This window comes from Paraburkholderia sp. (genome assembly GCF_036488505.1).
In the GTDB taxonomy this organism is placed as follows: Bacteria; Pseudomonadota; Gammaproteobacteria; order Burkholderiales; family Burkholderiaceae; genus Paraburkholderia.
In genome coordinates, this window is the sequence record NZ_DASXHN010000358.1 from 1 (window position 1) to 5742 (window position 5742).

The following is a 5742-nucleotide window of genomic DNA, read 5'->3' on the forward strand; positions in this document are numbered from 1 at the left end:
GCGTGCCTTCGTGCGCGCTTTCGATTCGGCCGATCTTGCGTTGCAGCGCGCCGGTGAACGCGCCGCGCTCGTGGCCGAACAGTTCGGCCTGCAGCAGGCTTGGCGGAATTGCCGCGCAATTGATCGCGACGAAGGTACGGCCCGCGCGCGGCGAGCGCTCGTGGATCGCGCGCGCGGTCAGTTCCTTGCCGGTGCCCGATTCGCCGGCGATGAACACCGGCGCGTCGGTCACGCTGCATTTGTCGATCCGCCGATAGAGCTGCTGCATCGGCTCGCATTGGCCGACCATGCCGTGGCGGCCGAGCGACGGCTCCGGTGCGACGCGCGGCTGGCGCAGGCTGGAGAGGCCGTGCGCGTGTCCGAGCGCGAACACGAGCCGCTCGTTGAGCCACGGCTGGGTGACGAAGTCGAAGCAGTAATCGAGGATGAAACGGCTGACCAGCTCGTTTTCGGCCTGGCCCGGCACGATTTGCGCGACCCAGTTGGTTTCGACGCGCCGCATGCACAGCGCGAGCGCGGACAGATGCTGCGACGTGCAGTTTTCCGGCAGTTGAACCAGGCCGACCTTGATGTCGCCGCGTTCGATCATGCGTTCGGCGACGGCCGTGCTTTTCGCATGCACGGCGTGCCAGCCGGACGCGGACAGGAATTCGGCGAGCTTCTGGTCGGGTGAGTTCGCGACGTACAGAACGGCGCGTTCCATGTCGGCAGGCGTGCTGGTCGTAGTCATGTAACCCCCGGTTCGATACTGCTCACAGGACTGCGGTGCGATGTGCTGGACAGACGGGCAGCCGGTTGGCCGCCCCGAGCCAGCGCCTGGCACGGTCCGCTTGCGCGGAGGTGGCCTCGATTTGCGTCGAGGGATTCGAGCCAGCCTGCGGCAGCCCGGCAGCGACATGCTTACGGCAACGACGGCCATGCAAAACAGGGAACGCCACCGCCGCAACGTGATGCGCGCCGGCCCCTTCATGCAATGACGGCGTAATAGCGTTCATTGCTGAAACTGTCCGGCGACGTTATCCCCGAATGCTTAAAACAGCCATAACCGTGCGCTGCTTTTTGACCTGATACAAACCCGCCGATTGGCGCATGGGCTAAACGATAAGCGAAAGCGGATCAAAGCGCCATACAAACCGATAGGGATAAAGAAGCAATTTACCGTTATCGGATTGTCGGGGATCACTAAAGAATAAGCGGTCAACCCCGGTTATGCGCGCCATCCAACATTGCATCGCAATCTGTCGCGCGTTAAAAGGCGGTACGAAACAGCACAATGCGCACAGCGGTGTTTCACGCTTGCGACACATCGGGCAGCCCGCGCGACGCTGGTTTCGACGCTCGCCGGGACCGGCACGTTCGAGCGGCTGCGTCGCGCGATCCCCGTCCGGCCGGGCTTCAGCGGCAAGCAGACGGAAGCCTGCGCGGGAGCCAACCCTACCGGCGCGCGGGTGCGGCGATCGCGACGCGAGTCATCGATGTATCGCGGACGAATCAATGCGTGCGGCCTCCGTGGCGCGGCACCCGCGCGGCCCCGCAAAAAGCCTGCGGCCCGAACGAACGCGCAAGGCTTTGACGGCATTCGCGGGATTTCACCGCGCATTGGCATAAGCATTGCAATACGGTCTGCACGAAAAACAGTTTGCCGCCCGGTCGACGGTACGGGGAAAGCCAGGTTTTAAAAATGAACCGGTGGCAAAAGTCGCTCGCGGACAACGGTCGGGGAAGCCAATAAGCGTTTGCGAGAGCGTGGCGGGGCCTATGTTTATATGTCAAAAAAAGACGGGTGAATGGCGCAGCGGCGTTATCGGCCATCCATAAGCGGACCGACAGCAGGCAGAGACTTCGCCGTTTTACCTTCTCGCGTCGATGTTAATGACGCGAGAAGGAAGGCGATAACGACAGGTGACGCGATTGCAACGCTTGCGAGCGACGCACCGAACCCAACGGAAGGGGCAGCGCCAGTCCAGGACCAACTGGCGCGAAGAGGCGGGGAGAGAGGCCACAGTCTCCGAAGAGAGACCTATGTTTGAGATGAACCGGGTGCCGTGTCCGTGGATCGTCACGGGCACGGCGGCCTGGACTGACGGCCGGGGCGGGGTCGCGTGGCGGCTACAGCGGTGACAGCGGCTGCGGCGGCGTTGCCTCGCAATCGTGCTCGATATCGGGGGATGTCATGAAGCAACCTATTTGTAAACTTGCCGCCGCCAGCGCGAGCGGGCTTTCTGCCGGGGCCAGCGCGCCGGAGCTGAACTATCGGCGGCATCTGGCGGCGTCGCGGGCGCGTTTCTTCGCGGGCGCGCAGGCGTCGTCGATCGATCTGCTTACGCTGGTGGTCGCGGAAGCGCTCAAGCGCAAGGCACAGGCCGAGATCCGCCGCGACGTGCTGCGCGATGCGCTCTACGAGATGCCGGCGGGGGCCGGCCGTGAGCGCGAGCGCGATCGGGCGCGCGGTCCGGACAGCGGCGATGGCTGGTCCGGGCTGCAGCCGGAGCAGGACTTCGAGCAGGACGAATGACCCGGCGGGCCGGCGAAGCGCCGGCCTGCGGGGTGCGCAATACGGCGAGCGGCCGGCGGGTTCGCGCCGACGTCGGCAGGGGCTGTCAGATAGTGGCTCGAGAATCGTGGTTTGCGAATAGACGCGTCGAATAAGCGCTCCGAATGAGCGCTCGCAATAAGCGCCTTCAAAAATAACTTACAAACAACGCGCTCAGCGCGCCGCACACCCGCGATGATCGACATCTTCCTGATGGCCGCCAGCATCGAAAACGCGCAGTCCATCGTCGCGCGACTCGAACAGAGCGGCATGCGTTACCGCCTGCGCACCGCGTACGGTTCGGTGCGGCAGCTGCGCGCGCATGCGCGCGTGATTCGCCACGCCGACCTGCTGATCGTCGACGACGACGGTCTGAACGCGCGCGGACTCCACAGTGTCGAGCAAACGCTGGCCTCTTTGCCGTCGCTCAGTTGCATGCTGGTGACGCCGGCGCCGTCGACCGCGCTGATCGGCGCGGCGATGCGGGCTGGTGTGCGGCACGTGCTGTCGCGCCCGCTCGATTCGCAGATCATCGCCGCCGCGCTGATCCAGATCGACGCGAACAGCCGCGCGCCCGAGCGCCGCGGCGCTCGGATCGTATCGCTGGTGTCCAGCAAGGGCGGCAGCGGCACGACGCTGATCGCGGTCAACCTCGCGTGCGCGCTCGCGGCGCAGCGCGGCCGGCGCGTGCTGATGATCGACCTGAGCCAGCACTTCGCCGACGCCAGCCTGCTGATGGCGAACCGGCCGCCGCCGATGACGCTCGCCGACCTGTGCTCGGGCAACGAACCACTGGACGCGGCGCTATTCGATGCCTGCGCGATGCACGTGCGCGCGAACCTCGATCTGCTGGCCGGCGCCGGCGATCCGCTGAAAGCCGCGGAGTTGGTGCCTGCGCAACTCGAACGGATTCTCGCGCTGGTGCGCGACCGTTACGACGCGGTGCTGATCGACGTGGGCCAGAGTCTCAATCCGTTGACGATGCGGGCGCTCGATCGCAGCGACGCGATCTGCATGGTCGTGCGCCAGCACCCGCTGTATCTGCACGGCGCGCGCCGCATGCTCGATATCTTCCGCGAGTTGGGCCAGCCGGCCGGCAAGGTGCGGGTCGTCGTCAACGAGTACGACAAGAACGCGCGGATCAATCTGCCGACGCTCGAACGCACGCTCGGCACGAGGATCGCGCATCAGCTCCCGCGCGACGACCAGCACGTCAACGACGCGCTGATTCGCGGTGTGCCGCTCGTCACGTGCGCGCGCGACAGCGCGCTCGCGCACGGCATCGGCTTGCTCGCAAACATGCTGTGGCCGGCCGGCGCCGAACGCCGCAGGAGCATGCTCGCCCGGCTGTTGCGGACATGGCCCGATCTGCCGCGGCAACTGAAGCCGGGGATTTGACGCCGAGGGCTTCTCGACCCGGCGGATTGTGGCGGTGTAGGGTAGAGGGATAACAAATCGGCGCGCCAGTCGAAACGCCCACCCCATCCGGCCACTTCAGCGAGAACGTCACGTGAACGCAGCCCCGTCCATGCAAAGCGCGCAGGGTTTCAACCAGCTTGCGTCGATCCTGTCGAACCCGATCCTGAATACGGACTCGTACAAGGCATCGCATTATCTGCAATATCCTCCCGGCGTGTCGGCGATGTTCTCGTATATCGAATCGCGCGGCGGCCGCTACGAGCGCACGCTGTTTTTCGGCTTGCAAATGCTGCTGAAGGAATACCTGTGCCGGCCGGTTACGGTCGCGATGATCGACGAGGCCCGCGCATTCTTCAGCGCGCATGGCGAGCCGTTCAACGAGGCGGGCTGGCGCCATGTGGTCGAGCACTGCGGCGGTTATCTGCCGGTGCGGATTCGCGCGGTGCCCGAAGGCTCGGTGGTGCCGACGCACAACGTGCTCGTCACCGTCGAATGCGACGATCCGCAGGCGTTCTGGCTCGCGTCGTACCTGGAGACGATGCTCTTGCGGGTCTGGTATCCGGTCACGGTCGCGACGCAAAGCTGGTATCTGCGCAAGCTGATCCGCGCGTCTTTGCTCAGGAGCAGCGACGATCTCAGCCAGTTGCCGTTCAAGCTGCACGATTTCGGTGCGCGCGGTGTGTCGAGTGCGGAGTCGGCGGCGATCGGCGGCGCCGCGCATCTGGTCAGCTTCATGGGCTCGGACACGGTGCTCGGCGTGGTCGCGGCGAATCACTACTACAACGAAACCATGGCGGCATTCTCGGTGCCGGCCGCCGAGCACAGTACGATCACCGCATGGGGCCGCGAGCGGGAGATCGACGCCTATCGCAACATGATCGAACGCTTCGGTAAGCCGGGGGCAATCGTCTCGGTGGTGTCCGATTCCTACGATCTATTTGCCGCGCTCGATGCGTGGGGCACGGAACTGAAGCAGGCCGTGCTCGATTCGGGCGGCACGCTGGTGATCCGGCCGGACTCCGGCGACCCCCGCACGATCGTATTGCAGACGCTGCGCTCGCTCGAAGCATCGTTTGGCTCCGTGACCAACAGCAAGGGGCGCCGCGTGCTCAACAACGTGCGCGTGATTCAGGGCGACGGTGTGAATCCCGATTCGATCGCCGCGATTCTCGCCGCGATGGACGAAGCCGGTTTCGCCGCCGACAACATCGTGTTCGGCATGGGTGGCGCGCTGTTGCAGCAGATCAACCGCGATACCCAGCGCTTTGCGATGAAGTGCTCGGCGATCCGCATCGGCGACGCGTGGCACGACGTGGCGAAGGATCCGGTCACCGATCACGCAAAGCGCTCGATGAAAGGGCGGCTCACGTTGCTGCGCCATCGCCGCACCGGCGAGTATCGGACCGCGACCTTGCCGCTCGCGTGGGATGAGCAGACGGCTGCCGGTGAATGGGACGACGCGCTGATAACGGTGTTCGACTCGGGCAGGTTGCTGGCGGATCTGTCGCTGGCCGACATCAGAAGCCGTGCGCATGCCGACGAAATGGATGGGAGCGGTGCGGTCGGGCCGAGCGATGTCTGAAGCGCCGGCCGGATCAACCCCGCCCTCTGGCGGCGCGCGCGACGCGTAGAAACGCCTTCACGGCTGGCGCCCGCTCGTACTGGCGGAACGCGAGTGCGATCTCGGACTGGATCGGCTGACCGGTGACGTCGCGGTACACGACGCCCGGCAGCGCGATGCAATCGGCGAGCGCATGAGGCACGACGGCCACGTTGCCACCGAGGGACAC

General features: G+C 65.4%; 4 protein-coding genes and 1 pseudogene. 3 read left to right on the plus strand and 2 right to left on the minus strand.

Annotated features, from left to right (window positions below):
* Positions 1-730 (minus strand): sigma-54-dependent transcriptional regulator (locus tag VGH68_RS21230; RefSeq protein ID WP_331605671.1); only part of this gene is annotated, 730 nt, incomplete at its 3' end.
* A 1443-nt stretch (positions 731-2173) separates the two neighbouring features.
* Between VGH68_RS21230 and VGH68_RS21235 the strand changes: the two genes are divergently transcribed.
* From VGH68_RS21235 to VGH68_RS21245, 3 genes are all read left to right on the plus strand, one after another.
* Positions 2174-2515, plus strand: coding sequence for a hypothetical protein (locus tag VGH68_RS21235; protein ID WP_331605672.1), 342 nt, complete (start codon positions 2174-2176; stop codon positions 2513-2515).
* 213 nt (positions 2516-2728) lie between these two features.
* Complete coding sequence (locus VGH68_RS21240; protein WP_331605673.1) at positions 2729-3931, plus strand: AAA family ATPase; 1203 nt, start codon at positions 2729-2731, stop codon at positions 3929-3931.
* A 130-nt stretch (positions 3932-4061) separates the two neighbouring features.
* Entirely contained in the window at positions 4062-5534 is a 1473-nt protein-coding gene (locus VGH68_RS21245) for a nicotinate phosphoribosyltransferase (RefSeq protein WP_331605674.1), read from the plus strand.
* Between the two features lie 13 nt (positions 5535-5547).
* Here VGH68_RS21245 and VGH68_RS21250 read toward each other — a convergent pair.
* Positions 5548-5742 (minus strand): annotated as a pseudogene (locus VGH68_RS21250) (LysR family transcriptional regulator); the annotation flags it as partial.

What these genes read in the sequence shown, in the direction of transcription:
- VGH68_RS21240 (WP_331605673.1), top strand. Translation starts at nt 2,729, where the DNA reads ATGATCGACATCTTCCTGATGGCCGCCAGCATCGAAAACGCGCAGTCC.
- VGH68_RS21235 (WP_331605672.1), top strand. Translation starts at nt 2,174, where the DNA reads ATGAAGCAACCTATTTGTAAACTTGCCGCCGCCAGCGCGAGCGGGCTT.
- VGH68_RS21245 (WP_331605674.1), top strand. Translation starts at nt 4,062, where the DNA reads ATGCAAAGCGCGCAGGGTTTCAACCAGCTTGCGTCGATCCTGTCGAAC.